21 protein-coding genes and 1 pseudogene are annotated in these 23,754 nt (G+C 71.5%); 13 read left to right on the forward strand and 9 right to left on the reverse strand.

The annotated features are described in order from the left end of the window. Positions 1-110 precede the first annotated feature (110 nt). Together ppdK and dusB are read right to left on the reverse strand one after the other, a co-directional pair. Positions 111-2,822 carry a pyruvate, phosphate dikinase gene (gene ppdK / locus ACZ66Z_RS08375; protein ID WP_469933220.1) on the reverse strand — a complete coding sequence of 904 codons (2,712 nt, stop codon included), beginning with the start codon at positions 2,820-2,822 and terminating at the stop codon, positions 111-113. Between the two features lie 357 nt (positions 2,823-3,179). Continuing rightward, on the reverse strand, positions 3,180-4,316 hold the full coding sequence (dusB, locus tag ACZ66Z_RS08380; RefSeq protein WP_469933221.1) for a tRNA dihydrouridine synthase DusB: 1,137 nt from the start codon (positions 4,314-4,316) through the stop codon (positions 3,180-3,182). 52 nt (positions 4,317-4,368) lie between these two features. On the opposite strand from dusB, the gene ACZ66Z_RS08385 reads away from it, so the two are divergent. Next, the gene (locus tag ACZ66Z_RS08385; protein WP_469933222.1) at positions 4,369-5,817 is read left to right on the forward strand and encodes an MFS transporter; all 1,449 of its coding nucleotides are present in this window, start codon (positions 4,369-4,371) and stop codon (positions 5,815-5,817) included. 36 nt (positions 5,818-5,853) lie between these two features. Here the strand turns inward: ACZ66Z_RS08385 and ACZ66Z_RS08390 are convergent, their stop codons facing one another. Then, positions 5,854-6,762, reverse strand: coding sequence for a helix-turn-helix transcriptional regulator (locus tag ACZ66Z_RS08390; protein WP_469933223.1), 909 nt, complete (start codon positions 6,760-6,762; stop codon positions 5,854-5,856). A 101-nt stretch (positions 6,763-6,863) separates the two neighbouring features. On the opposite strand from ACZ66Z_RS08390, the gene ACZ66Z_RS08395 reads away from it, so the two are divergent. The 4 genes from ACZ66Z_RS08395 (at position 6,864) to ACZ66Z_RS08410 (ending at position 10,909) form a co-directional block, all read left to right on the forward strand. Continuing rightward, positions 6,864-8,309: an MFS transporter gene (locus ACZ66Z_RS08395; RefSeq protein ID WP_469933224.1), complete on the forward strand. Its 1,446-nt coding sequence runs from the start codon at positions 6,864-6,866 to the stop codon at positions 8,307-8,309. Positions 8,310-8,362: 53 nt separating this feature from the next. Further along, positions 8,363-9,451, forward strand: coding sequence for an aldo/keto reductase (locus ACZ66Z_RS08400; RefSeq protein WP_469933225.1), 1,089 nt, complete (start codon positions 8,363-8,365; stop codon positions 9,449-9,451). A gap of 16 nt (positions 9,452-9,467) precedes the next feature. Next, entirely contained in the window at positions 9,468-10,058 is a 591-nt protein-coding gene (locus ACZ66Z_RS08405; RefSeq protein WP_469933226.1) for a TetR/AcrR family transcriptional regulator, read from the forward strand. 149 nt (positions 10,059-10,207) lie between these two features. After that, entirely contained in the window at positions 10,208-10,909 is a 702-nt protein-coding gene (locus tag ACZ66Z_RS08410; protein ID WP_469933227.1) for a VC0807 family protein, read from the forward strand. A 76-nt stretch (positions 10,910-10,985) separates the two neighbouring features. Here ACZ66Z_RS08410 and ACZ66Z_RS08415 read toward each other — a convergent pair whose 3' ends face one another. Then, positions 10,986-12,365 carry a glycine--tRNA ligase gene (locus ACZ66Z_RS08415; RefSeq protein WP_469933228.1) on the reverse strand — a complete coding sequence of 460 codons (1,380 nt, stop codon included), beginning with the start codon at positions 12,363-12,365 and terminating at the stop codon, positions 10,986-10,988. Positions 12,366-12,519: 154 nt separating this feature from the next. Here ACZ66Z_RS08415 and ACZ66Z_RS08420 point away from each other — a divergent pair, with 154 nt between their 5' ends. From ACZ66Z_RS08420 to ACZ66Z_RS08435, 4 genes are all read left to right on the forward strand, one after another. Further along, a complete protein-coding gene (locus ACZ66Z_RS08420) occupies positions 12,520-13,476 on the forward strand; it encodes a metal ABC transporter substrate-binding protein (RefSeq protein WP_469933229.1) in 957 nt (318 codons plus the stop codon). An 11-nt stretch (positions 13,477-13,487) separates the two neighbouring features. Then, on the forward strand, positions 13,488-14,255 hold the full coding sequence (locus ACZ66Z_RS08425) for a metal ABC transporter ATP-binding protein (RefSeq protein WP_469933230.1): 768 nt from the start codon (positions 13,488-13,490) through the stop codon (positions 14,253-14,255). 2 nt (positions 14,256-14,257) lie between these two features. Beyond that, a complete protein-coding gene (locus tag ACZ66Z_RS08430; protein ID WP_469933231.1) occupies positions 14,258-15,151 on the forward strand; it encodes a metal ABC transporter permease in 894 nt (297 codons plus the stop codon). 71 nt (positions 15,152-15,222) lie between these two features. Beyond that, complete coding sequence (locus ACZ66Z_RS08435) at positions 15,223-15,633, forward strand: Fur family transcriptional regulator (RefSeq protein WP_093876193.1); 411 nt, start codon at positions 15,223-15,225, stop codon at positions 15,631-15,633. 55 nt (positions 15,634-15,688) lie between these two features. Here the strand turns inward: ACZ66Z_RS08435 and ACZ66Z_RS08440 are convergent, their stop codons facing one another. The 5 genes from ACZ66Z_RS08440 to ACZ66Z_RS08460 all read right to left on the reverse strand — a co-directional run bounded on the left by ACZ66Z_RS08440 (position 15,689) and on the right by ACZ66Z_RS08460 (position 19,510). Beyond that, positions 15,689-16,204: a YcxB family protein gene (locus ACZ66Z_RS08440; RefSeq protein WP_469933232.1), complete on the reverse strand. Its 516-nt coding sequence runs from the start codon at positions 16,202-16,204 to the stop codon at positions 15,689-15,691. A 4-nt stretch (positions 16,205-16,208) separates the two neighbouring features. Further along, positions 16,209-17,033 (reverse strand): isoprenyl transferase, encoded by an 825-nt coding sequence (locus ACZ66Z_RS08445; protein WP_469933233.1) that lies wholly within the window; start codon positions 17,031-17,033, stop codon positions 16,209-16,211. A 12-nt stretch (positions 17,034-17,045) separates the two neighbouring features. Then, complete coding sequence (gene recO / locus ACZ66Z_RS08450) at positions 17,046-17,795, reverse strand: DNA repair protein RecO (protein ID WP_469933234.1); 750 nt, start codon at positions 17,793-17,795, stop codon at positions 17,046-17,048. A 71-nt stretch (positions 17,796-17,866) separates the two neighbouring features. Next, positions 17,867-19,162, reverse strand: a complete 1,296-nt coding sequence (locus ACZ66Z_RS08455; RefSeq protein WP_469933235.1) for a S8 family serine peptidase — start codon at positions 19,160-19,162, stop codon at positions 17,867-17,869. A 132-nt stretch (positions 19,163-19,294) separates the two neighbouring features. Next, positions 19,295-19,510, reverse strand: a complete 216-nt coding sequence (locus tag ACZ66Z_RS08460; RefSeq protein ID WP_469933236.1) for a hypothetical protein — start codon at positions 19,508-19,510, stop codon at positions 19,295-19,297. Between the two features lie 350 nt (positions 19,511-19,860). Here ACZ66Z_RS08460 and ACZ66Z_RS08465 point away from each other — a divergent pair. The 4 genes and pseudogenes from ACZ66Z_RS08465 to ACZ66Z_RS08480 all read left to right on the forward strand — a co-directional run. Next, a pseudogene (locus ACZ66Z_RS08465) lies at positions 19,861-20,109 on the forward strand (helix-turn-helix domain-containing protein); the annotation flags it as partial. 258 nt (positions 20,110-20,367) lie between these two features. After that, positions 20,368-21,279, forward strand: coding sequence for a nuclease (locus ACZ66Z_RS08470; protein ID WP_469933237.1), 912 nt, complete (start codon positions 20,368-20,370; stop codon positions 21,277-21,279). 99 nt (positions 21,280-21,378) lie between these two features. Beyond that, positions 21,379-22,212, forward strand: coding sequence for a hypothetical protein (locus tag ACZ66Z_RS08475; protein ID WP_469933238.1), 834 nt, complete (start codon positions 21,379-21,381; stop codon positions 22,210-22,212). Positions 22,213-22,350: 138 nt separating this feature from the next. Beyond that, complete coding sequence (locus ACZ66Z_RS08480) at positions 22,351-23,724, forward strand: FAD-dependent oxidoreductase (RefSeq protein ID WP_469933239.1); 1,374 nt, start codon at positions 22,351-22,353, stop codon at positions 23,722-23,724. Positions 23,725-23,754: the final 30 nt, after the last annotated feature.

A 23,754-nucleotide genomic window follows, 5' to 3' on the forward strand; every position in this document is an offset into this window, starting at 1 on the left:
AACAACGGGACGGACACCTCCGCACAAAAGGTGTCCGTCCCGTCTTCTGCGAATCCGGAGCCGCCGCCCGTCGGTGAGGGTCAAGACGTGACCGACGGCGGTCCCGGGGCTCAGCGGCTGTCGCTGCCCTTCGACTCGGCCGCGGCGCGGCCGGCCTCCAGTCGCGCCACCGGGATCCGGAAGGGCGAGCAGGAGACGTAGTCGAGGCCGACCTCGTGGAAGAAGTGCACCGACTCCGGGTCGCCGCCGTGCTCGCCGCAGACACCGAGCTTGATGTCGGGGCGGGTGGCCCGGCCGGCCTGGACGGCGCTGCGCACCAGGGAGCCGACGCCGTCCTTGTCGATGGTCTCGAAGGGGCTGACGCCGAAGATGCCCTTCTCCAGGTACGCGGTGAAGAACGAGGCCTCCACGTCGTCGCGGGAGAAGCCCCAGACCGTCTGCGTCAGGTCGTTGGTGCCGAAGGAGAAGAACTCCGCGGCCTCGGCGATCTGACCGGCGGTCACGGCGGCGCGCGGCAGCTCGATCATGGTGCCGAGCGCGAGCCTCAGATCGACGCCGGTCTGCGCCCGGACCTCGGCGATGACCTGCTCGGCCTCCTCGCGGACGATCTCCAGCTCCTGGACGGTGCCGACGAGCGGGATCATGATCTCGGCGCGCGGGTCGCCCTTGGCGTCGATGCGGTGGGCCGCGGCCTCCGCGATCGCCCGGACCTGCATGGTGAACAGGCCGGGGATGACCAGGCCGAGGCGGACGCCGCGCAGACCCAGCATCGGGTTCTGCTCGTGCAGCCGGTGCACGGCCTGGAGGAGGCGCAGGTCGTTCTCGTGCGGCTCCTTGCGGGACTCGGCGAGGGCGACGCGCACCGACAGCTCGGTGATGTCGGGCAGGAACTCGTGCAGCGGCGGGTCGAGCAGGCGGACCGTGACGGGCAGCCCGTCCATGGCCTCGAAGAGCTCGATGAAGTCCTGCTTCTGCAGCGGGAGCAGCGCCTTCAGCGACTCGTCGCGCTCGGCGTCCGTGTCGGCGAGGATGAGCCGCTCGACGTACTGGCGGCGCTCGCCGAGGAACATGTGCTCGGTGCGGCACAGGCCGATGCCCTGGGCGCCGAAGCGGCGGGCGCGCGAGGCGTCCTCGGCGTTGTCGGCGTTGGCGCGGACGCGGAGGCGGCGGACGCGGTCGGCGTAGGCCATGATCCGGTGGACGGCCTGGACCAGCTCGTCGGCGTCGTCGGCGCCGGCGTGCATGCGGCCCTCGAAGTACTCGACGACCGGGGACGGCACGACGGGCACCTCGCCGAGGTAGACCTTGCCGGTGGAGCCGTCGATGGAGACGACGTCGCCCTCCTCGACGACCCGGCCGTCGGCCGTGGTCATCCGGCGGCGCTTGGTGTCGACCTCGAGCTCCTCGGCGCCGCAGACACAGGTCTTGCCCATGCCGCGGGCGACGACGGCGGCGTGCGAGGTCTTGCCGCCGCGGGAGGTGAGGATGCCCTCGGCGGCGATCATGCCGTCCAGGTCGTCCGGGTTGGTCTCGCGGCGGATCAGGATGACCTTCTCGCCGGAGCGGGACCACTTGACGGCCGTGTAGGAGTCGAAGACGGCCTTGCCGACGGCGGCGCCCGGGGAGGCGGCGATGCCGCGCCCGATCTGCTCGACCTTCGCGTTCTCGTCGAACTTGGGGAACATCAGCTGGGCGAGCTGGGCGCCGGTGACGCGCTGGAGCGCCTCGGCCTCGTCGATCAGGCCCTGGTCCACGAGCTGCGTGGCGATGCGGAAGGCGGCACCGGCGGTGCGCTTGCCGACGCGGGTCTGGAGCATCCAGAGCTGGCCGCGCTCGATGGTGAACTCGATGTCGCAGAGGTCCTTGTAGTGGGTCTCAAGGGTCTCCATGATGTGCATGAGCTGGTCGTACGACTTCTTGTCGATCGACTCGAGGTCGGCCAGCGGCACGGTGTTGCGGATGCCGGCGACGACGTCCTCGCCCTGCGCGTTCTGCAGGTAGTCGCCGTAGACGCCCTGGTGGCCGGAGGCGGGGTCGCGGGTGAAGGCGACGCCGGTGCCGGAGTCCGGGCCGAGGTTGCCGAAGACCATCGAGCAGACGTTGACGGCGGTGCCGAGGTCGCCCGGGATGCGCTCCTGGCGGCGGTACAGCTTGGCGCGGTCCGTGTTCCAGGAGTTGAAGACGGCCTCGATGGCGAGGTCCATCTGCTCGCGCGGGTCCTGCGGGAAGTCGCGGCCGGTCTCGGTCTTCACGATCTTCTTGAAGTGCTCGACGACCTTCTTGAGGTCGGCCGCGTCGAGGTCGGTGTCGCTGGCGACCTTCTTCGCGGTCTTGGCCTCGTCGAGGGCCTCCTCGAAGAGCTCGCCGTCGACGCCGAGGACGGTCTTGCCGAACATCTGGATCAGGCGGCGGTACGAATCCCAGGCGAAGCGCTCGTTGTCGGCCTGGGCGGCGAGGCCGACCACGGACTCGTCGGAGAGGCCGATGTTGAGGACGGTGTCCATCATGCCCGGCATGGAGAACTTCGCGCCCGAGCGGACGGAGACGAGCAGCGGGTCGTCGGCCTGGCCGAGCTTCTTGCCCATCTTCTGCTCGAGGGCGTCGAGGTGCGCGGTGACCTCGTCGCGGAGCTCGACCGGCTCCGAGCCGCTCTCGAGGTAGACCTTGCACGCCTCGGTGGTGATCGTGAAGCCCGGAGGCACCGGCAGGCCGAGGTTGGTCATCTCGGCGAGGTTGGCGCCCTTGCCACCGAGCAGGTCCTTCAGGTCCCTGTTGCCCTCGGTGAAGTCGTACACGAACTTCTGATCAATGTTTCCCGACACGGGTCTCGACTCCTCGACGACTCGGTTGGCTGCCCTGACGGCGAGGAACATACCCAGATCGAAGGCTTCTAGGGAGGTACGCCTGCCGGTCACACGGTCTTAACCACCCATCCGCCACCACTTCGAAAGTTACCGATGCGAAGTATCCGGTTTCACGGCCCGAAGGCCAGTTGACCGAAACCTGAGGGGAGGCGCTCTTCTGAGCGCCCAATCGAGCATCTGCGTTCAACTCTTGAAGGCAAAAGGGGTGGCACTCTGTGTCACCCCTTCAGGCTGTACAGCTGCCCTCGTTTCGCTCATCTGAGCGCAACCCCCCTCAAGGGTGGCGAGGATCACTCCCCCGAGAGGGGCCGGATCTCAGCCGCCGGACGTGTCCAGCTCGGCGTCCTCACTCACCCCGGCACAGTCGTACGGGTCCTTCAGCCAGCCGTCCGGCAGGACGACACGGTTGTTTCCGGACGTACGGCCCCGAGGGCCGTCCGCGCCCACCGGCCACGGCTGGTCCAGGTCGAGCTCGCTCAACTGAGCGCGCAGCTCGTCCAGGGAGGAGGTGATCGCGAGCTTCTTGCGCATCTCGGAGCCCACCGCGAAGCCCTTCAGGTACCAGGCCACGTGCTTGCGGAAGTCGATGACACCGCGTGCCTCGTCGCCGAGCCACTCGCCGAGCAGCCGCGCGTGCCGCACCATCGCGTCCGCGACCTCCCGGAGCCCCGGCTGCGCGTACGCCCCCGTGCCCTCGAAGCCCGCCACCAGGTCCCCGAAGAGCCAGGGGCGGCCCAGGCAGCCGCGGCCCACGACGACGCCGTCGCAGCCCGTCTCGCGCATCATCCGCAGGGCGTCGTCGGCCGACCAGATGTCGCCGTTGCCGAGCACCGGGATCTCCGGCACGTGCTCCTTCAGGCGCGCGATCGCGTCCCAGTCGGCCGTGCCGCCGTAGTGCTGCGCCGCGGTCCGCCCGTGCAGGGCGATCGCCGTGACGCCCTCCTCGACCGCGATCCGGCCGGCGTCGAGATAGGTGATGTGGTCGTCGTCGATGCCCTTGCGCATCTTCATCGTGACCGGCAGGTCGCCCGCGTTGGCCACGGCCTCGTTCAGGATCGCCCGCAGCAGCGGCCGCTTGTAGGGCAGGGCCGAGCCGCCGCCCTTGCGCGTCACCTTGGGGACGGGGCAGCCGAAGTTCAGGTCGATGTGGTCGGCCAGGTCCTCGTCGACGATCATCCGCACGGCCTTGCCGACCGTCACCGGGTCGACTCCGTACAGCTGGATCGAGCGCGGCTTCTCCGTCTCGTCGAAGCGGATGAGCTGCATCGTCTTCTCGTTGCGCTCGACCAGGGCGCGCGTCGTGATCATCTCGCTCACGAACAGCCCCTTGCCGCCGCTGAACTCGCGGCAGAGGGTACGGAAGGGGGCGTTGGTGATGCCGGCCATGGGGGCGAGCACCACCGGGGGCTGCACGATGTGCGGGCCGATGGCGAGGGGGGTGAACGCGGTCATTCGGCCATTGTCCCGCACTGCGGGGTTTCTTAGACAGCCGTACGATCCGCACATGCCCGAGCTCACACGCGGTCGCCGCCTCGTCGTCCTCGCGATCTGCTGCATGAGCCTGCTGATCGTCAGCCTGGACAACACCGCGCTCAACGTCGCCCTGCCCGCCATGCGGCGCGACCTCGGCGCCACCGTCGCCGGCATGCAGTGGGTGATCGACGCCTACACCCTGGTCCTCGCCTCCCTGCTGATGCTCGCCGGCTCCACCGCCGACCGGATCGGCCGCCGCAAGGTCTTCGTCACGGGCCTGGCCGTCTTCGCGCTCGGCTCGCTGCTCTGCTCCCTCGCGCCGAACCTGGAGGCCCTGATCGCCTTCCGCGCGGTCCAGGCCGTGGGCGGCTCGATGCTGAACCCGGTCGCCATGTCGATCATCACCAACACCTTCACGGAGCCTGCGGCACGCGCGCGTGCCATCGGGGTGTGGGGCGGGGTCGTCGGCGTCTCCATGGCCGCCGGACCGCTGGTGGGCGGTGTGCTCGTCCAGTCGGTCGGCTGGCGGGCGATCTTCTGGGTGAACCTGCCGGTCGCCCTCCTCGCCCTGCTCCTGACCCTGCGGTACGTCCCCGAGTCCCGCGCGCCCCGGCCCCGGCGCCCCGACCCCGTCGGGCAGCTCCTGGTGACCGTGCTCCTCGGCTCGCTCACGTACGCGATCATCGAGACCGACCCGCTCTCCGCCGGGATCGCGGCCGTCGCGCTCACCGGTCTCCTCCTCTACGAGCCCCGGCGCCGCGAGCCCCTGATCGACCTGCGGTTCTTCCGCAGCGCGCCGTTCAGCGGGGCCACCGTCATCGCGGTCTGCGCCTTCGCCTCGCTCGGCGGCTTCCTCTTCCTGAACACGCTGTACCTCCAGGACGTGCGCGGGCTCTCCCCGCTGTCCGCCGGGCTCTGGATGCTGCCGATGGCCGGCATGACCTTCGTCTTCGCCCCGCTGTCGGGGCGCCTCACGGCGGTGCGGGGGCCGCGCCCCTCGCTGCTGCTCGCGGGCGCGGCGATGGCGGCCGGGCCGCTGCTCTTCGCGGCCTTCGCCGCCGAGACGAGCGACGTGCTGCTCCTCACCGGATACGTGGTCTTCGGCATCGGCTTCGGCCTGGTGAACGCGCCGATCACGAACACCGCCGTCTCCGGGATGCCCCGCGCGCAGGCCGGAGTGGCGGCGGCGGTGGCCTCGACGAGCCGCCAGGTCGGGCAGACGCTGGGGGTCGCGGTGATCGGCACCGTCCTGGCGGCGGGGATCGGCGCCGTGCCGCACGCGGACGCGTTCGTGGCGGCGGCCCGTCCCGGCTACTGGATCATCACGGGCTGCGGACTCGCCGTCCTGGCGGTCGGGGCGCTGACCAGCGGGCCGTGGGCCCGGCGCACGGCGGAGCGGACGGCCCGGTGCCTGGCGCCGGAGGAGGAGCCGCGGCCGGAGGGCGGGCCGCAGGCTGCGGCGAGGGCGCCCGCGTCCTGATCCGGGATCCGAGGTCTCGGATCCGACTCTCCCCCCTCAAACCACGGCCAGGACCTTCTCGCCCCGGGCCTCCCGCTCCCGGACCACCAGATCGAGCAGGCGGGCGACCCCGGCCTGGGTGGCGTCGTCCACGGGGACGTACGTGACGAGGTGGGTGCCGGCGTTCGGGCCGAGCCAGAGGTTGGTGTGCTCGAAGCCGAGCAGCCCGACGTGCCTGTTGCGGATGATCTTCACGCGGCTGCCGGAGGAGACGACCTCGTGCCGGGCCCAGAGCTCCCGGAACTCGGGCGAGGCCTCTTCGAGACGGCGTACGAGCTCCTTCCAGGCCGGTTCGGCCAGGTGCTCGGCCATGGCGGCGCGGAGCTTCCCGGCGAGCGCGCGCATGACCTCCGGCAGGTCGGTGACGGAGGCCCGGAAGTCCTCGTTGGTGAAGGCCAGCCAGAGGGAGTTGCGGTCCTCGCGGGGCAGCGCGTCCAGGTCGCAGAAGAGCTGCCCGAAGGTGCGGTTGTGGGCGAGGAAGTCGTAGCGGCTGTTCTGGACGGCGGCGGGCACGGGCTCCAGCTGGTCGAGCAGGCGCCGCAGGGCGGGCGTGACGACCGGGCAGGCCGCCTCCGGGTGCGGGTCGGCGTGTCCGGCCAGGGCGAAGAGGTGGCTGCGCTCGGTCGGGTCGAGCAGCAGGGCTTCGGAGAGGGCGTCCAGGACCTGCGGGGAGACCTGGATGGCGCGGGCCTGTTCGAGCCAGGTGTACCAGGTGACGCCGACGGCGGAGAGGTGCGCGACCTCCTCGCGGCGCAGGCCGGGGGTGCGGCGGCGCCGGCCCCGGGGCAGGCCGACCTGCTCGGGGGTGATGCGCTCGCGCCTGCTGCGCAGGAAGGCGGCGAGCTCGTGGCGCCGCACCTCGTTGTCGCTCGGTGCCTCGGGTCCGCTCGTCGCCATGACGGTCATGCCTCCAGGGTGCCGGCGCGGTCAGCCGGTTTCCGGGTAGTGGTTGTACCAGGATAAAGACACTCTGGTACCAGGCTGAGCGGAGGCGGAGACTCGGCCTCGTGACTCCCTCCCCTTCCGTTTCCGTCCGCACCGCGGCCCCGGCCGCCCACCAGGCGCCGCCCGCGGCGCTCGGCGCCCTCGGCCTGTTCACCGTCCTCCTCGGCGCCGCGCTCCCCCTCGTCGACTTCTTCATCGTCAACGTCGCCCTGCCGTCCATCGACCACGACCTGGCCGCGGGCCCGGCGCTCCTGGAGCTGGTCGTCGCCGGGTACGGCCTGGCGTACTCGGTGCTGCTCGTCCTCGGCGGGCGGCTCGGCGACCTCTTCGGCCGCCGGCGCCTCTTCCTCGCCGGCATGGCCGCCTTCGGAGTGACCTCGCTCGCCTGCGGGCTCGCCCCGGACGCCTGGACCCTGGTCGCGGCGCGGGTGGCCCAGGGCGCGGCGGCGGCGCTGATGCTGCCGCAGGTGCTCGCGACCATCCACTCCTCGACGGAGGGGCCGCGCCGGGCGCGGGCGCTGAGCCTGTACGGGGCGACGGCCGGTCTCGCGATGGCGGGCGGCCAGATCCTGGGCGGGGTGCTCGTGACCGCCGACATCGCGGGCTCCGGCTGGCGTGCGGTGTTCCTGGTGAACGTGCCGGTGGCGGTCGCGGGCCTGGTCCTCGCCGCCCGTGCCGTGCCGGAGACCCGCTCGGTCCGTCCGGCGCCGGTGGACGTGCCGGGCACGCTGCTCCTCGCGCTGGCGCTGCTCACCCTGCTCGCGCCGCTGACGGAGGGCCGGGCGGCGGGCTGGCCGCTGTGGACCTGGGTGTCGCTCGCGGTGTTCCCGCTCGCGGCCGGGGCCTTCTGGTGGGTGGAGCGGCGGGCGGACCGCCGGGGCGCCGTGCCGCTGGTCCCGCCGAGCCTGCTCGCCCTGGTGCCGCTGCGGCGCGGGCTCATGGTGGTGCTGCCGCTGTCGCTGGGCTTCAGCGGCTTCATGTTCGTGATCGCGGTGGCGCTCCAGCAGGGCCTGGAGATGGGCGCGGTGGCCTCGGGCACGGCGCTCGTGCCGATGGCGCTCGCGTTCTTCGGCGCCTCGCTGGCGGGGCCGCGGCTGGTACGGCGCTGGGGCACCCGGGTCGTGCCGGTGGGGGCCCTGCTCCAGGGGCTGGGCGTGGCCGCCGTCGCGTGGTCGGTGGGGCACGACTGGCAGGGGCTGTCGGTCGGGGACCTGGCGCCGGGGATGGCGGTGGCCGGTCTCGGCCAGGGGCTCCAGCTGCCGGTGCTGTTCCGGGTGGTGCTCTCCGAGGTGCCGTCGGAGCGGGCGGGCGTGGGCAGCGGGGTCATGGTGACCACGCAGCAGTCGGCGCTGACGCTGGGCGTGGCGACGCTGGGCTCGCTCTTCCTCTCGTTGGCCTCCTCACCGGCGGAGATGGGGACGGCGCTGCGGACGACGCTCCTGGTCCAGCTGGGCGTGGTGGCGCTGACGCTGCTGCTGGGCCTTCGCCTGCCGCGCACCGTGAAGTGAAGAATGGAGTGACAGATATTGAAATCTGTCATCGGTCATGTCATGGTCGTTCCATGACCACGACACAGAAGACCCCGGCACAGAAGAATTCGGCACAGGAGAACCCGGCACAGAAGACCCCGGCATCGGGAAACGCCGTCCCCACCCGTGCGCTCGGCGCCACCGGCCCCACCGTCTCCGCGCTCGGTCTCGGCTGCATGGGCATGTCCGCCCTGTACGGAGAGAGCGACCGCGCGGAGTCGATCGCGACGATCCACGCGGCCCTGGACGCCGGCGTCACCCTGCTCGACACCGGCGACTTCTACGGGATGGGCCACAACGAGCTGCTCATCGGCGAGGCCCTGCGGACGGCGCCGGCCGCCGCCCGCGAGCGGGCGCTGACCAGCGTGAAGTTCGGCGCCCTGCGCACGGTCGAGGGCGGCTTCACCGGCTACGACGGCCGTCCGGCCGCCGTGAGGAACTTCGCGGCGTACTCGCTCCAGCGCCTCGGCACCGACCACGTCGACGTCTACCGGATCGCCCGCGTCGACCCGGACGTGCCGATCGAGGAGACGGTCGGCGCCATCGCCGAGCTGGTCGAGGCGGGACACGTCCGGCACATCGGCCTCTCCGAGGTCGGCGCCGACACCCTCCGCCGGGCGGCGGCCGTCGCCCCGATCGCGGACCTCCAGATCGAGTACAGCCTGATCTCCCGGTCCATCGAGGAGGAGATCCTGCCGACCGCCCGCGAGCTGGGCATCGGCATCACCGCGTACGGAGTCCTCTCCCGCGGTCTGATCAGCGGCCACTTCACCCGGGACCGGAAGCTCGGACCCGGCGACTTCCGCGGAACGTCCCCGCGCTTCCAGGGCGAGAACCTCGGCCGGAACCTGGACCTGGTGGAGCGGCTGCGCGCGGTCGCCGAGGCCAAGGGCGTCACGGTCGCGCAGACCGCGATCGCCTGGGTCCTGGCCCAGGGCCAGGACGTCGTGCCCCTCGTCGGCGCCCGCCGTCGCGACCGGCTCGCGGAGGCGCTCGGCGCCCTGGACGTCACGCTCGACGCCGCCGACCTGGCCGCGATCGAGGAGGCCGTCCCGGCGGGCTCGGCGGTCGGCGCCCGTTACCCGGAGGCCCAGATGGCCCACCTGGACAGCGAGCGCTGACGGGTACTGTCGTCCCATGGCCGCCACCGAGACCCTGACCGCAGAGCGCATCCTCGAAGCCACCGAGGAGGTGCTCCGGCGCTACGGCCCGGCGAAGGCGACCGTCGTCGACGTGGCCCGGGTCCTCGGCGTCAGCCACGGCAGCGTCTACCGCCACTTCCGCACCAAGGCGGCGCTGCGCGAGGCGGTCACCGAGCGGTGGCTGGAGCGGACGATCGTCGCCCTCGTGCCGCACGTCGAGGCCGGAGGCCCGGCGGACGAGCGGCTGACCGGCTGGCTCACGGCCCTGTTCGGCCTGAAGCGCAGGAAGGCGGGCGGCGATCCGGAGCTGATGGCCACCTTCCAGGTGCTGATCGGCGAGAACAGCGCGGTGGTCGACCGGCACGAGGAGCACCTCGTCGAGCAGATCGCCCGCATCCTGGAGGACGGGCACCGCGACGGCCTGTTCGCGGCGCCGGAGCGGGACTTCGCGACCACGGCGCGCGCGGTCTTCCACGCCACGGACCGCTTCCACAACCCGGCGCACGCCGCCGAGTGGTCGGCTCCGGGCGCCGAGGACGCGTTCACGGCGGTCGTCTCCCTGGTGCAGCGGGCACTGCGGGCCTGAGGAACCACCCGCCCGAAGCACCCTGAAAACCCCGAGCGCATGGTGTTTTGAAGATCATTTGGCTTGGAGTTTCCCCTTCCCTGTCCGGTACATGACTAGCGTTCTCCCGCACCGCGACCGCACGACCGTGAAAGCACCCAGGGGGAGCCATGTCCACACCCGCCAAGCCGGCCCGATCAGGCGGGGCCTCCGCGATCGGGCGGGTCCTCACCATCGGCCTCAACGTCGTCGCGCCGATCGTCACGTACAACACGCTGACGGAGGACCACGGCTGGTCCGAGTTCTCCGCCCTGCTCCTCAGCAGCGCGTGGCCGGTCCTCGACACCGCGATCATGGCCGCCTGGCGGCGCAAGATCGACGAGTTCGCCATGGTCACCCTGGTGTTCCTGGTGATCACGGCCGTGGTCTCGCTGGTCGGCGCCCACACCGCCCGGGCGCTCCTGATCAAGGACTCGTCGGTCACGGGACTGTTCGGTCTGCTCTGCCTGGGGACGCTGCTCGCCCCGCGCCCGCTGATGTTCTACTTCGGCCGCAAGTTCGCGACCGACGGGACCCCGGCGAGCACGGCCTGGTGGAACGGCATGTGGCAGTACGAGGGCTTCCGCTCCACCATGCGCACCATGACGCTGGTGTGGGGCGTGGCGTACGTGACGGAGGCGCTGGTCCGCATCGCCCTCGCGTACGCGCTGCCGACGAAGACCATGGTCACGCTCAGCCCGGTCATGATCTACGGGGTCCTGGGCGCCCTCGGCGTCTGGACGGCCTGGTTCGGCAAGCGCCGCGCGGCGGAGGGGGCCCGCCGCCAGGCCGAGGCGGAGGCGGCCGCCGCCGCTGCCGCCGCGACCGCCTGACGGCAAGGGGCACGACGACGGGAAGGCCCCCGGTTCCGAGACGGAACCGGGGGCCTTCCCGTGCGCGCGATCAGGTTCAGCAGCCCAGCAGACGGCTGCCCAGGTAGCCCTGGATCTGGTCGAGGGAGACGCGCTCCTGCTTCATGGTGTCGCGCTCGCGCACGGTCACCGCGTTGTCCTCGAGGGTGTCGAAGTCGACGGTCACGCAGAACGGGGTGCCGATCTCGTCCTGACGGCGGTAGCGGCGGCCGATGGCGCCGGCGTCGTCGAACTCGATGTTCCAGTTCTGGCGCAGGTCCGCCGCGAGGCCCTTGGCCTTCGGGGAGAGCTGCGCGTTGCGGGAGAGCGGGAGGACCGCGACCTTGACCGGGGCCAGGCGGTGATCGAGGCGCAGCACGGTGCGCTTCTCCATGACGCCCTTGGCGTTCGGGGCCTCGTCCTCGACGTACGCGTCGAGCAGGAAGGCCAGCATCGTGCGGCCGACACCGGCCGCGGGCTCGATGACGTACGGCGTGTAGCGCTCGTTGGACTCCTGGTCCAGGTACGTGAGGCCGGCGCCGGAGGCCTTGGAGTGCGCGGTCAGGTCGTAGTCGGTGCGGTTGGCGACGCCCTCCAGCTCGCCCCACTCGCTGCCGCCGAAGGAGAAGCGGTACTCGATGTCGGCGGTGCGCTTGGAGTAGTGGGAGAGCTTCTCCTGCGGGTGCTCGAACCAGCGCATGTTCTCCTCACGGAGACCCAGGCCGGTGTACCAGTTCCAGCGCTGCTCCATCCAGTACTCCTGCCACTGCTCGTCCTCGCCCGGCTTGACGAAGAACTCCATCTCCATCTGCTCGAACTCGCGCGTGCGGAAGATGAAGTTGCCCGGAGTGATCTCGTTCCGGAAGGACTTGCCCATCTGCGCGATGCCGAACGGGGGCTTCTTGCGCGAGGTGGTCTGCACCTGGGCGAAGTTGGTGAAGATGCCCTGGGCGGTCTCGGGACGCAGGTACGCGACGGAGCCGGTGTCCTGGGTCGGGCCGAGGTGCGTGGAGAGCAGGCCGGAGAACTGCTTGGGCTCGGTGAAGGTGCCCTTGTTGCCGCAGTTGGGGCAGTTGAGCTCGGTGAGGCTCTCGGGGAGACGGCCGTGCTTCTCCTCGTACGCCTCCTCCAGGTGGTCGGCGCGGAAGCGCTTGTGGCAGGAGGTGCACTCGGTCAGCGGGTCGGTGAAGGTGGCGACGTGACCGGAGGCCTCCCAGACCTCGGTGGCCAGGATGACCGACGAGTCGATGCCGACGACGTCCTCGCGCGAGGTGACCATGTAACGCCACCACTGGCGCTTGATGTTCTCCTTGAGCTCGACGCCCAGGTGTCCGTAGTCCCAGGCGGCGCGCTGACCGCCGTAGATCTCACTGCAGGGGAAAACGAAGCCACGGCGCTTGCTCAGGCTGACGATGGTGTCGATCTTGTCGGCGGCCACGGTGCTCTCTTCATTACGACGACGAAGTGCGAATGCCACAGGTTACCGGCGCGCACGCCCCCCGTATCAAATCGGTTCCGCTCCGGGGCCCGGTGGCCCGGGACACAGGCAGGGCAATTGACAACCGTTTCCATCTTTGTTGAAAATGACTGTCATGAACGTACGCTGCCCGATACCCGCCCTCGCCCTCGCCGGAGCCCTCGCGCTCGGCGTCGTCTCCCTCTCCGCCTGCTCCGGGACCTCCGGCGCAGCGGACAAGGGGAACGGCGGCAAGCTGGACGTGGTGGCGTCGTTCTACCCGATGCAGTACCTGGCCGAGCAGATAGGCGGCGACCACGTCGCCGTGAACACGCTCACCAGGCCCGGCGTCGAACCCCACGACCTGGAGCTCAAGCCGCGGCAGATCGGCGAGCTCGGCGAGGCCGACGTCGTCCTCTACCTCAAGGGCATCCAGCCCGCCGTCGACGACGCCGTCGCCCAGGCCGGCGTGAAGCACACGATCGACGCCGCCGCCCTCACCGCGTTCGAGGAGCACGGCACCGAGGTCGGCCACGACCACGAGGGCGAAGAGGCCCACGGGTCCGAGGCCGGTGCCGACCCCCACGTCTGGCTCGACCCCGTGAAGTACGCCGAGGTCGCCAAGGGCGTCGGCAGCGCCCTGGAGAAGGCGGACCCCGACCACGCCGCCGACTACGAGAAGAACACCGAAGCCCTGGTGAAGAAGCTCGACGACCTGAACACCGCGTTCGAGACGGGTCTGAGGAACACCGCCACGAAGACCTTCATCACCACCCACTCCGCCTTCGGCTACCTCGCCGAGCGGTACGGCCTGGAGCAGGAGGGCATCACCGGCGTCGACCCCGAGTCCGAGCCGAGCCCCGCCCGCATCAAGGAGCTCCAGGACATCGCGGCGAAGGACAAGGTCTCCACCGTCTTCTTCGAGACCCTCGCGAGCGACAGGACCGCGAAGACCCTCGCCGGCGACACCGGGCTGCGGACCGACGTCCTCGACCCCCTCGAAGGCATCACCGACAAGTCCGAGGGCCGCGACTACATCGAGGTCATGCGGTCGAACCTGGCCGCGCTGAAGACCGCGCTCGGCGCCGAGTAGAGAGGCCGCTCATGAACGACGACCAGCCCGTCGTCTCCGTCCGCGGAGCCACGGCCGCCCTCGGCGCCCGCCCCGTCCTGCGGGGCGTCGACCTCACCGTCCGCCCCGGCGAGGTCGTCGCGCTGCTCGGCGCCAACGGCTCCGGCAAGTCCACCGCCGTCCGCTCGATCATCGGCCAGGTCCCGCTGACCGGCGGCACGATCGAGCTGTTCGGCACCGAGCGGAAGCGGTTCCGCGACTGGGCCCGCGTCGGCTACGTGCCGCAGCGCACCACCGCCGCCGGCGGCGTCCCCGCCACCATCCGCGAGGTCGTCTCCTCCGGCCGGCTCTCCCGCCGGAAGTTCGGCTGGCTGACGAAGGCCGACCGGGCCGCCGTCGAGCGGGCCATCGAGCTCGTCGGCCTCGCCGACCGCGCCGCCGACTCGGTCTCCGCGCTCTCCGGCGGCCAGCACCAGCGGGTGCTGATCGCCCGCGCGCTCGCCTCCGAGCCCGAACTCCTCATCATGGACGAGCCGATGGCCGGCGTGGACCTCGCGAGCCAGGAGGTCCTCGCCGCGACCCTGCGCGGGCAGGTCGCCGGCGGCACCTCCGTCCTCCTCGTCCTGCACGAACTGGGCCCCCTGGAGCCCCTCATCGACCGCGCGGTCGTCCTGCGCGACGGCTGCGTCGTCCACGACGGCCCGCCGCCGGAGGCCCTCGGCCAGCACGCCCTGCCCGGCCACGACCACGTTCATCCGCACGCGGCCGACGAGCCGCTCCGCACGGGACTGCTGACCTGACCATGGACTTCCTCGAACCGGCCTTCATGCAGCGGGCGCTCCTCGCCGCCCTCCTCGTCGGCGTCACCGCGCCCGCCGTCGGCGTCTACCTCGTCCAGCGCCGCCAGGCGCTGATGGGCGACGGCATCGGGCACGTCGCCATGACCGGCGTCGGCCTCGGCTTCCTGCTGAACTCCAGCCCGGTCTGGACGGCGACCCTCGTCGCCGTCGCCGGCTCCGTGGCGATGGAGCTGATCCGGGCGTACGGCAAGACCCGCGGCGACCTCACGCTCGCGCTGCTCTTCTACGGCGGCATGGCCGGCGGCGTCCTGCTGATCAACCTCTCGCCGACCGGCTCCAACGCCAACCTCACCTCGTACCTCTTCGGTTCGCTCTCCACGGTCGCGCCCGAGGACCTCACCGCGATCTCGATCCTGGCGGCCTTCGTGGTCCTCGTCACGGTCGGCCTGCGCCGGCAGCTCTTCGCCGTCAGCCAGGACGAGGAGTTCGCCCGCGTCACCGGCCTGCCGGTGCGCGCCCTGAACCTGCTGGTCGCCGTCACCGCCGCCGTGACCGTCACGGTCGCCATGCGGGTCGTGGGCCTGCTCCTGGTCAGCGCGCTGATGGTGGTGCCGGTCGCGGCGGCCCAGCAGCTGTCGAAGTCCTTCCGCGCGACCTTCGTGGGCGCGGTCGTCATCGGCGTCGTCGTGGCCCTGTCCGGCACGGTCACCACGTACTACGTGGAGGCGCCGCCCGGCGCGACGATCGTCCTGTACGCGATCGGGATCTTCGTCGTCCTGACCCTGCTCGCCACCCCGCTCGCCAAGCGGCGGGCCCGGGCGGCGGAAGCGGCCGCGCGGGACTGCGACGCGAAGGTTCCGGCCACCCGGCGGCCCGCGGACGACGTGAAGGTCTGATCCGCGACCGGTCCCGGGGGCACGGGGGGCTGGCAGAATGGCGGGGCAGACAAGCATCCAAGGAGGCCCCCGTGGCGACGGCAGGACCCCCCGTACGCGGCCGCTCGACCAAGCAGCGGGCCGCCGTGTCGGCGGCACTGAACGAGGTGGACGAGTTCCGCAGCGCCCAGGAGCTGCACGACATGCTCAAGCACCGCGGCGACTCCGTCGGCCTCACCACCGTCTACCGCACGCTCCAGTCCCTCGCGGACGCGGGCGAGGTGGACGCGCTGCGCACCAGCGACGGCGAGACGGTCTACCGCCGCTGCTCGACCGGCGACCACCACCACCACCTGGTCTGCCGCGTCTGCGGCAAGGCCGTGGAGGTGGAGGGCCCGATGGTGGAGCAGTGGGCCGAGACGATCGCGTCGGAGCACGGCTTCGTGAACGTGGCGCACACGGTCGAGATCTTCGGCACGTGCGCGGAGTGCGCCGAGAAGTGACCTGACATACGAGGGGCCCGCGCCGAAGCGATTCGGCGCGGGCCCCCCGTGCGTCTCAGACCCGGGCGGCGTTCCGGTCCAGGACGGCCCGCAGCCGCTCCTCGTCGGCCGGACCGGCGAGCCCCCGCTTGGGCAGGTACGCGAAGCCCGTGCCGGAGCCGCTGTCCGTGAAGAGCACGAAGAGCCGGGGCGTCTCCGCGTACCGGGTCAGCAGCGCCCACCGGATCGCCGTGTCGGTGTCCCGGGAGACCCACCGTCCGCCGTCCTCGTCCACCACGGCCCGGACCTCGCCCTGGGTGCCGATCAGCCGGAAGAGGCTCCGGGCGGTGGCCCACGGCACCAGCTCGGCGCAGGCCACGGCCACCGCGCCGAGGAACACGAGCCTGACGGTCACCAGGACGTCGCCCTGCCACAGGGCCACGGCGGCGACCGGGACGGCCAGGGCGCAGACACCGCGGGTGGTCCACCGGAACAGCGGCCACCAGCGGGTCGACCGCAGCCGGACCCGTACCGCTTCCCCCACCTCGGCGGACTCGGCCGAGTAGACGAGCTCCAGTCGCTCCCCCACCACCGGCTCAGGCCTTGTCGAGGACGGCCAGGTCGGCCGGGTCGACGCCGCCGAAGCGACGGTCGCGCTGGGCGTACTCGATGCACGCGCGCCACAGGTCGCGGCGGTCGAAGTCGGGCCACAGCACGTCCTGGAAGACCATCTCGGCGTACGCGCTCTGCCAGATCAGGTAGTTGGAGGTGCGCTGCTCGCCGCTGGGCCGCAGGAACAGGTCCACGTCCGGCATGTCCGGGTAGTAGAGGTACTTCTGGATGGTCTTCTCGGTGATCTTCGCCGGGTCGAGACGCCCCGCCCTCACGTCCTCGGCCATCGCCTGCGCCGCGTCCGTGAGCTCCGCGCGACCGCCGTAGTTCATGCAGAAGTACAGCGTCAGCTTCGTGTTGTCCTTGGTCTGCTCCTGGGCGACCTGGAGCTCCTTGGCGACCGACTTCCACAGCTTGGGCATCCGGCCCACCCAGCGCACGCGGATGCCGAGCTCGTCGAGCTGGTCACGCGTCTTGCGGATGAAGTCGCGGTTGAAGTTCATCAGGAAGCGCACCTCCTCGGGCGAACGCTTCCAGTTCTCGGTGGAGAAGGCGTACAGCGAGATCGCCCCCACGCCCATCTCGATCGCACCCTGGAGGACGTCGAGCACCTGCTCGGCGCCGACCTTGTGCCCCTCGGTGCGCGGCAGGCCGCGCTCCTTGGCCCAGCGGCCGTTGCCGTCCATGACGATCGCGACGTGCTCCGGGACCAGCTCGGTCTGGAGCTTCGGCGGGCGTGCGCCGGACGGGTGCGGCTCGGGGGTCCTGTACTCCCGACGCTGGCGCCCGAGGAGTCGTGCGATGGCCATGAGTGGTCTCTCCTAGCTTTTCTCTACGTACCGCAGGGAGCGCAGGCCGCGCTCCAGGTGCCAGTGCAGATAGGCGGACACGAGCCCGCTGCCCTCCCTGACGTGACGCGGCTCGCACGCGTCCGCCGTCGCCCAGTCTCCGGTGAGCAGCGCGCTGAGCAGGCCGATGGCCTCCGCAGAGGGTACGACGCTTCCGGGCACCCGGCAGTCGCCGCATGTGACCCCGCCCGCCGCGACCGAAAAGAAACGGTTCGGCCCGTGGAGTCCGCATTTCGCGCAGTCCTCGAAGCTGGGCGCGTAGCCGTTCACGGCGAGGGAGCGGAGCAGGAAGGCGTCCAGGACGAGGTGGGGCGCGTGCTCGCCCCGGGCGAGCGTCCGCAGGCCGCCGACGAGCAGCAGGTACTGCTGCACGGCGGGCTCGCCCTCGTGGTCGGTGAACCGCTCCGCCGTCTCCAGCATGGCCGTGCCGGCGGTGTACCGGGCGTAGTCGGTGACGATCCCGCCGCCGTACGCGGCGATGGTCTCGCTCTGCGTGCACAGCGGCAGGCCGCGTCCGACCAGCTCACTCCCCCGGGCGAAGAACTGCACGTCCACGTGCGAGAAGGGTTCGAGGCGTGCGCCGAACTTCGACTTCGTCCGGCGCACGCCGCGCGCGACGGCGCGTACGCGGCCGTGACCGCGCGTGAGGAGCGTGATGATGCGGTCCGCTTCGCCCAGCTTCTGGGTGCGCAGCACGATGCCGTCGTCGCGGAACAGACTCATGCCCCCATTCTCGCGCACGCCGACGGAGCCCCGGGCCGGTACCCGGGGCTCCCCCGTGGGCGGGACGCGGCTCAGTAGCCGCCGGCGTGGACGAGGTGTCCGTAGAAGCGTCCGGCGACGGGGGCGTTCGGGTCGCCCGCGAAGCCGTACGGGGCGGGCCGGGCCGCCGCGTCGGAGCGGAGCCTGTCGGCCACCTGGGCGGGGGTCATGCCCGCACACGGCCCGGTGAGGCACAGCGCGGCCGCACCGGCCACGTGCGGGGAGGCCATGGAGGTGCCGGAGAGGACGGTCGTGCCGCCGAGGGAGCGCGTGGACAGGATGCACACGCCCGGACCGGCGATGGTGTGGGCGGCGTCCGCGGCGCTGACGGCGAAGCTGGAGAAGTTCGCCGCGGTGTCGTCCTCGTCGGTCCGGCAGGTCGGGGCGGCGGCGGCGCCGGGCCGTCCGTCGAAGTCGGCCGCGGCGGTCACGGTGAGGACCTCGTCATAGGCGGCGGGCCGGTGGGCGGCCACGTCGTCGGCGTCGTTGCCGGCGGCGACCACCATCGTGACGCCGGCGTCGACCACGCGGCAGACCGCCTGGTGCCACGGGTCGGCGTTGCCGAGCCCGCAGTTCCCGTCGTCGTCGCCGTCGCCGCCGAGGCTCATGTTCGCGACCTCGATGCCGAGCGCGGCGGCGTTCCGCGCCAGCCAGTCGAGCCCGCAGACGATGTTGGAGGTGGATCCCCGGCCTCCGGCGTCGAGCACCTTCACCGCGTACAGCCGGGCGCCGGGCACGACCCCGACGACGTCGTCGCCGTCGTCCCGGGCGGCGACGGTGCCGGCCACGTGGGTGCCGTGGCCGTTGTCGTCCCGGTAGGCGGTGGGCCGCGCGGGGTTCATGCAGTTGTAGCCGCCGGCCACGTCGAGGTCGCGGTGCCCGGTGTCGATCCCGGTGTCGAGGATCGCGACCGCCGTGTCGACGGCCCCCGCCCCGTTCCCGGAGAGCGCGCTGCTCGCGTCGGCCTGGATCCGGTCCACCCCGGTCGGCAGCACCTGCTCGGTGGCGCGCACGGGCAGGTCGGGAGCGACCGTCCTCACGTTCGGATCCGCCCGCAGCGCGGCCACCTGGGACTCCGGCACCACCGCCGAGTACCCGACCAGCGCGTGCCGGTACCGGAGGCCCACCCGCACCCCGTGGTCCCGGCCGTGCGCCTGCTCGACCGAGTCGACCCGGCCGCGCGCCGAGTCGTCGAGGACGACGATGTACCGCCCCTCCGGCCCGGCGGCCTTCGCCCCCGTGAGTCCCCCCGCCAGCAGCGCCCCCGTCGCCGCGGACACCGCCGCCAGCCGGTACGCCGGTCTCGCGCCCCGGCCTCGTCCCACCATGCCGAACACCTGGTCTCCCTTCGTGGTCGGCGAACCGGAACCGGTTCGCGGCAACCACGTAACCGGGGCGGTACGGCACGTGCAGCGCGGGCGCGGCGGATGGACCAACGGACCGTGTTCACCCGGACGGGCTCACGGCACCTCGCCCCGGCTCCGGGCGTTGACGTGCGCCGTGGCCGCGCTCAGCCGCTCCCCCGAGGTGGCCTCCCGCACCCCCTCCGGCTCCACGTCCCACTCCCGGCCGCCCCCCAGCGGGCGGACCTGGACGTAAGGGCCCTCGCGCCCCATGAGCCTCCCGACCCGTCCGGTACGGATCTCGACGACGTACGACCCGATGGGCAGCGTCATGAGCGACCCTCCTCCCTCGGCAGTACGGCGGCGGCGAGGAGCCGGGCCGTTTCCACCGTGCAGCATCCCAATTCCACGAGCGGCCGCGGGGGCTCCGCCGCGAGCGTGACGACGTCGAGCCCGAGCGAGGGGAGCGTGATTCCCGCCCTCGCAAGGGCCTCGCGCAATTCCGCCACCGCCTCTTGTGCGGTTCCGACTGTCCCTGTGGTCGCCTTCATGATGTCTTCCCTCACCAACGTATGCCTTTCTGAATCCATTTCCCGCTTCGCCTCTCCAGGGTGAGGGCAGATCCGTAGAATCGGCAGACGCGCAGGCCGTACAACTGCGTCTTAGGTTTGGGAAGTTCATCCATGGCCGGAAGCAAGCAGCAGGACGCGTGGGAGTTCTTCGGCGAGTTGCCGAAGGAACGCCGGGAGGCGGCGAAACTCTCGCAGGACGAACTGGACAGACGGGTGTTCGCATCCGGGGCGCACATCGGCCCGTTCGAGCAGGGAATTCGAAAGCCGCAGCTGGATGTGGCGCGGCGAATCGACGAAGTCCTACAAACCGGCGGTATTTTCGAACGAACGTGGCGCGAACTCATCGACAAGTCACCGTACGACTCGACCCGGGACGGCACGGTCCGCGACGGCCCCGTCCTGGTCGTGGCCGTCGCCGCCTGGTCCGCCTTCGTCAGCGGCCTGAAGGGGTGACCACCCCAACCGCCCGTGGTTCTCGTCGTCCGGTGTCCGTCCGCCGTCGCCGCGGCTCCTGCCCCCAACCCCTCCCCGATGGCGCTCCGCCCTGCGCGGTCGCAGCATGGAAGGAGGAGAACCGGTTCCCTTCCCTGCCGCACGCACCCCGCCGTGGGAGCCACCATGCCCATGCTGCTGATCAAGGGATCCTTCCATCTCTCGGGCCGTACGGCCCCCGACGGGGACACCGTCCCCTTCATCCCGGACTACGTGGGCGAGTGGAAGCTCGTCCGGGGCTGCGAGAAGCCGCAGCCGGAGCGCGACGGTCACGTCGACATCCGGCTCGAAGGCATCGACGCACTGGAGACCCACTACACGGGGAACTACGGGGACGAGAAGCGCCAGCCGGCCAAGTTCGGCGACGAGGCCACGAACGCGCTGCTGACTTCTCTCGGCTTCCGCGACATCCGGCGCACCCCCGACCCCCGTCATCCGCACGACATGATCTCGGCGACCCCGGAATCGGTCCCGGGCTTCATCCTCACCAACGGCGCCGACGTCTTCGGCCGCTGCGTGGCGTTCGCCTGCGCGGGGGACCCGCCGGGGGCCAGCGGCTACGAGCTGGACGTGTCGGTGAGGCTCCTGAAGGAGAGGACGGCCAACTACCACCTGCTCCGCCTGGGTCTGGCGTATCCGACGTTCTACCAGGGACTGCCCCCCGTCCTGCGCGACGCGCTGGCCGACGGCAAGGCGGAGGCGCAGGAGGGAATCGGCGCGGGCATCTGGAACACCACGGCCGACGCGTTCGGCGACGTGACCCTCACCGGGGCGAAGATCACCGGGATGCGGTCGATCACCGACGACGTGGTGGTCCTCCCCAAGCTCTTCCGCCGCCTGAAGGAGTACTTCTCGCTCGGCAACACCGCACTCGACGCCTTCCCCGCCTACCTGGCAGGGGCCGCCGACAAGTTCCTCGACCTGACGCAGGCCAAGCCGAAGGAGCAGATCGGGCTTCAGCGGATCGTCGAGATCACCGACACCGACACCGTGAGGATGACGCTCCCTCCGGAGAAGATCCTCTTCAAGCCGAAGTGAGTCCTCGCGCGGGCCGTCGGCCGAGGGCGACGGACGGGCCGCCCGATCCCCGGGCGGCACCCCTCCCGTGAACCAGGTCCTGCCCCTACCATCCCGTCCATGTCGATCACCCCCTCCACGCCCGTCGTCCAGGGCTCCAGGAAGACCTCCCTCCGGCTCGACGGCGGCGCGGTGCTCCTGAGCACCCCGCACGAGGAGGCCCGCATCCCGCTGGCGGCGATCGAGCGGATACGGGCCGAGGGGCGGTCGGTCACGGTCGAACTGACGGCCCCGGCGGGAGAGACCCGGTACGCGCACCGGGTCGCCGGGGCGAGCGAGGCGGCGGGCGCCCTGTTCGCGGACACCGTGAACGCCGCCCTGCCCGGGGCGGCGGGCCGGGACACCACGGCCGACGGGACCCGGCTCGTCGAGACGCGCGCGCTCCCCCTGAGCCGACGGGCGAGGAAGCTGCGGCGCGTGCTGTGGCTGTCGGCCGGCGCCTTCGGCCTGGTCGTCGTCCTGTGCGTGCTCGTCGCCGTCGCCGGGCAGCCGGTCGCCATGATCGGCCTCGTCCCCGGAGGGCTCGTCCTGACGGCGGCCCTGGCCGTCGGCGCGAACGCGCTGGCCGGCTGGTACCGCGAGTGGCGTCTGGTCCGGCACGGCATCACGACCTTCGCCGCCGAGGTCCCGGAGCGGCCCGGGACGTACCTCTACACGGACCCCGCGGGCCGGATCCGCCACGTGTTCACCTGGGCGGGCGGCATCGCCGTCAAGGTCAGCTACGATCCCGCCGACCCGGCGGACGTCGTCCTCCCGAGGGCCGCCCTGTTCCGGCGCGGCGAGTTCGCCCTCGGACTGTTCCTCGCCCTCTTCACGCTGCTGGGCTTCGCGGGCCTGATCGCACTGACCGTCACCGCGTTCGTGGACCCCGGGATGATCTCCGGCACGGCCTAGTCCTGCTTATGGAAGTCATAAGTCCCTCTTATGAGGCCATAGACCGGGGGCGGGTACCTCCCCGCGCACGGGGTTATTTAGGGTGGCCTAAGTGTCGGCGGCCTCGCCGCCACGTCGCTTGCGAAGGGAAACCCCGTCATGCCCCGCCCCCTCCGGGTCGCGATCGTCGGCGCCGGCCCCGCCGGAATCTACGCCGCCGATGCGCTGCTGAAGTCCGAGGCCGCCGCCGAGCCGGGCGTGTCGATCGACCTCTTCGAGCGGATGCCCGCGCCCTTCGGCCTGATCCGCTACGGCGTCGCCCCCGACCACCCCCGCATCAAGGGCATCATCACCGCCCTCCACCAGGTCCTCGACAAGCCGCAGGTCCGCCTCTTCGGCAACGTGAACTACGGCACCGACGTCCACCTCGACGACCTGCGCTCCTTCTACGACGCGGTGGTCTTCTCCACCGGCGCCATGTTCGACCGCGAGCTCCGCGTCCCGGGCGTCGAGCTGGACGGCTCGTACGGCGCCGCCGACTTCGCCTCCTGGTACGACGGCCACCCGGACGTGCCGCGCACCTGGCCCCTGGAGGCCGAGAAGGTCGCCGTCCTCGGCGTCGGCAACGTGGCGCTCGACATCGCCCGTATCCTCGCCAAGACGGCGGACGAGCTCCTCCCGACCGAGATCCCGGCGAACGTCCACGACGGCCTCAAGGCCAACAAGGCCGTCGAGATCCACGTCTTCGGCCGCCGCGGCCCCGCGCAGGCGAAGTTCAGCCCCATGGAACTGCGCGAGCTCGACCACTCGCCGAACATCGAGGTCATCGTCAACCCCGAGGACATCGACTACGACGAGGGCTCGATCGCCGAGCGCCGCAAGAACAAGCAGACCGACATGGTCGCCAAGACCCTGGAGAACTGGGCGATCCGCGACGTCGGCGACCGCCCGCACAAGCTCTTCCTCCACTTCTTCGAGTCCCCCGTCGAGATCCTCGGCGAGGACGGCCGGGTCGTCGGCCTGCGCACCGAGCGCACCGAGCTCGACGGCACCGGCAACGTCAAGGGCACCGGCGCCACCACCGACTGGGACGTCCAGGCCGTGTACCGCGCCGTCGGCTACCTCTCCGACGAGCTGCCCAAGCTCCCCTGGGACGCCGTCTCCGGCACCATCCCGGACGAGGGCGGCCGCGTCGTCGAGGAGACCGGCGCGCACATGGCCTCCACCTACTGCACCGGCTGGATCCGGCGCGGTCCCGTCGGCCTCATCGGCCACACCAAGGGCGACGCCAACGAGACCGTGGCGAACCTCCTGGACGACTTCGCGAACGGGCGCCTGCTCACGCCGGCCACCCCGGAGGAGGACGCGGTCGTGTCCTTCCTGGAGGGCAAGGGCGTCACGTACACGACCTGGGAGGGCTGGTACGCCCTGGACGCCGCCGAGAAGGCCCTCGGCGAGGCGCAGGGCCGTGAGCGCGTGAAGATCGTCGAGCGCGAGGACATGCTCCGCGCGTCCGGCGTCGAGCTCGGCTGACGGACCCGACCCGGTCTCCCGGGCCCCCAC

It is taken from the genome of Streptomyces sp. NPDC107498 (genome assembly GCF_055582805.1).